Below are 2,631 nucleotides of genomic sequence, written 5' to 3' on the forward strand. Positions count from 1 at the left end.
GGGCGGCGGGCGGGGCGACCCGTCCCGCACGCCGCCCCACCGGCGGGACTTGGTCGATGTCCCCGCTGATCGCGGAGGAGCTCGCCGCAGAGGTCCTCGGCGGCCCGCCCAGTCCGTGGCTGGCACCCTGACGGCCGGAGCGCGACCCGATCTCCGACTGGTCGACCGAGGAGGCCGTCGAGGAGGCGGCGGCCCATATCGAGGCCCTCGCCGCGGAGTCGCGGATGCGCCCGCCGCTGACCGGCGACTGGCCGACGGCCCTCGCGGAGCTGTGCCTCCAGCGGATGGAGCGGCCGGAGCCGACAGCCGCTGACGTGGTCGATCGGGCCCTGGAGTACCGCCCCTTCGCGTTGTGAGAAGGCATCAAGCTCGCAGCCAGCTGACAACTGCTGCCGTGGTGACGGTGCCAAGGAAGACGTAGCCGCGCTTGTCGTACCGCGTGGCCACCGCGCGGAAGTTGTCGGGTAGCCGGGCCACGTTGCCGTGGCCCGGCCCCCTCAGAACCGGGCATGCCTGTTTCCAGGCACCGCGGCTCAAGCAAGCCCAATGGCTTCACAGGCTCTGCTGTTGATCCCGTCTGCCATCGCTCGCGTGGTGCTGGCGATGGCACTCGGAGTGGACGAGGCGAAGGTTCTTGCTCTCATCAGATCCGCCGTTTCGCCGGTAGGTGAAGTGGTGCTTGTGCAGCCTCTTCCTCATGGCGTCGAACCACTCAATCCACTCGCGCGGACTGTCCGGTTCGTATTCCGCCCCAGCGATGAGGGCCTGACCGCAGAGCGGGCAGGAACCCTTCTGACGTGCCGCCAGGACCAGACTGATCTTGTCCATAAGGCGGTCGCCCCGGCGTACCTGCGCCGCAACCAGCGGGACGTGCTGACCGAGCTGCCCGAGGTGGTGCACGTGGACGAGTGGGAGGAGTTCTCGCCCGCCGACCTCGCCGCCTACCGCTCGGCCGTCGCAGCGGGCAGCTTCCCGGCGATGCGCCGGGCCGGGTACGCGGACCCGACGCAGTCGGCGAAGCTGCGCCGGCTGCTGGAGATCGTCCGCGAGGCGGCGGACAGCGGGCTGAAGGTGGTGGTCTTCTCGTTCTTCCGGGACGTCCTGGCGGCTGTGCAGGCGGCCCTGGAGCAGCGGGCGTTCGGGCCGGTCGACGGCTCGCTGGACTCGATGCGGCGGCAGGACGTGGTGGACGGGTTCGCCGCCGCGCCCGGGCACGCGGTGCTGCTCTGCCAGATCCAGGCCGGGGGCGTGGGGCTCAACATCCAGGCCGCCTCGGTGGTGATCCTCTGCGAGCCGCAGGTCAAACCGACCCTGGAGGAGCAGGCGGTGGCCCGGGCGCACCGGATGGGGCAGGTCCGCCGGGTACGGGTGCACCGGCTGCTGGCCGTGGACAGCGTCGACCAGCGGATGCTGGACCTGCTGCGGGTGAAGGGCAGGCTGTTCGACGACTACGCGCGGCGCAGCGAGGTGGCGGAGTCGACCCCGGAGGCGGTGGACGTGTCGGAGCAGTCGCTGGCGGCGCTGATCGTCGAGGAGGAGCAGTTGCGGCTGGCGGTCTCCGACCGATGAGCGACGAGCGACGAACGACGAGCGACGAGCGACGAGCGACGAGCGACGAACGGGGCGCGGGACGGCGGGCGGTCAGTTGTCCGCGAGTGCGCGCAGGTAGGTGAGGACGGCGCGCACCCGGCGGTGTCCGGTGTCGGGGGTGGGCATGCCGAGCTTGCCGAAGATGCTGCCGATGTGCTTGTTCACCGAACTCTCGGCGAGGAAGAGGAGCCGGGCGATGGTCGGGTTGTTGTGGCCCTCGGCCATCAGGGCGAGCACCTCCCGCTCGCGCGCGGTGAGGGCGGCCAGCGGGTCGGGGCCGGTGCGGTGGGCCATCAGCTGGGAGATGACCTCCGGGTCCATCGCGGTGCCGCCCTCGGCGACCCGCCGCAGCGCCTGGAGGAACTCCTCGGCGCGGCCGACCCGGTCCTTGAGCAGGTAGCCGACGCCGGTGGCGCTCTGGGCGAGCAGCTCGGCGGCGTAGGCGCGTTCGACGTACTGGGAGAGGATCAGGACGGGCAGTGCGGGCAGTCGGCGGCGGGCCTCGACGGCGGCGCGCAGTCCCTCGTCGCGGAAGTCCGGCGGCAGCCGGACGTCGACCACGGCGACGTCGGGGCGGTGGTCGAGCAGGGCGGGCAGCAGGTCGTCGCCGTGCTCGACGGTCGCGCACACCTCGTGTCCCTCGCTGTGCAGCAGCAGGACGAGGCCTTCGCGGAGCAGGGCGTTGTCCTCGGCGATCAGGATCCGCACGGGATCTCCACTTCCAGGATGGTCGGGCCCCCGGGCGGGCTGGACAGGCGTGTGGTGCCGTCGAAGGCGGCGACCCTGCGGCGCAGGCCGGGCAGGCCGCTTCCGGCGCCCTCGACGGCGCCGCCCCGGCCGTCGTCCTCGACCCGGACGGCGATGGCGACCGCGGTGATCCGCAGCCGGACCAGGGCGCTGCGGGCTCCGCTGTGCCGGGCGACGTTGGCGAGCGCCTCGGAGACCACGAAGTAGGCCGCGGCCTCGGCGGCGGCCGGTGCGCGCGGTGGCGGGTCGGCCGGGGAGGGGGTGCCCCGGCCGTCCCCGGTGTCCGGCTCGCCC

The 2,631-nt window shown here is 72.8% G+C and carries 4 protein-coding genes and 2 pseudogenes; 2 read left to right on the forward strand and 4 right to left on the reverse strand.

From position 1 onward, the window contains the following. Positions 1-224: 224 nt before the first annotated feature. Entirely contained in the window at positions 225-356 is a 132-nt protein-coding gene (locus ACIQOV_RS36575) for a hypothetical protein (RefSeq protein ID WP_401055114.1), read from the forward strand. 7 nt (positions 357-363) lie between these two features. Here ACIQOV_RS36575 and ACIQOV_RS36580 read toward each other — a convergent pair. Both ACIQOV_RS36580 and ACIQOV_RS36585 read right to left on the reverse strand, forming a co-directional pair. Next, positions 364-459 (reverse strand): annotated as a pseudogene (locus ACIQOV_RS36580) (IS5/IS1182 family transposase); the annotation flags it as partial. Positions 460-552: 93 nt separating this feature from the next. Further along, positions 553-828, reverse strand: coding sequence for an HNH endonuclease (locus ACIQOV_RS36585; RefSeq protein WP_401055115.1), 276 nt, complete (start codon positions 826-828; stop codon positions 553-555). Between ACIQOV_RS36585 and ACIQOV_RS36590 the strand changes: the two are divergent. After that, a pseudogene (locus tag ACIQOV_RS36590) lies at positions 829-1,569 on the forward strand (helicase-related protein); the annotation flags it as partial. 72 nt (positions 1,570-1,641) lie between these two features. On the opposite strand, the gene ACIQOV_RS36595 reads toward ACIQOV_RS36590, so the two are convergent. Both ACIQOV_RS36595 and ACIQOV_RS36600 read right to left on the reverse strand, forming a co-directional pair. Further along, positions 1,642-2,298: a response regulator gene (locus tag ACIQOV_RS36595; protein ID WP_387736360.1), complete on the reverse strand. Its 657-nt coding sequence runs from the start codon at positions 2,296-2,298 to the stop codon at positions 1,642-1,644. Further along, on the reverse strand, positions 2,286-2,631 hold a 346-nt coding region (locus ACIQOV_RS36600), incomplete at its 5' end, for a sensor histidine kinase (protein WP_401055116.1). The genes ACIQOV_RS36600 and ACIQOV_RS36595, both read right to left, overlap by 13 nt.

This window comes from Kitasatospora sp. NPDC091257, assembly GCF_044757675.1.
Classification (GTDB): domain Bacteria; phylum Actinomycetota; class Actinomycetes; order Streptomycetales; family Streptomycetaceae; genus Kitasatospora; species Kitasatospora lactacystinica.

Excerpts from the sequence above, each read along its gene's own strand:
- ACIQOV_RS36585 (WP_401055115.1), bottom strand. The coding sequence starts at position 828 with ATGGACAAGATCAGTCTGGTCCTGGCGGCACGTCAGAAGGGTTCCTGC.
- ACIQOV_RS36575 (WP_401055114.1), top strand. The coding sequence starts at position 225 with ATGCGCCCGCCGCTGACCGGCGACTGGCCGACGGCCCTCGCGGAGCTG.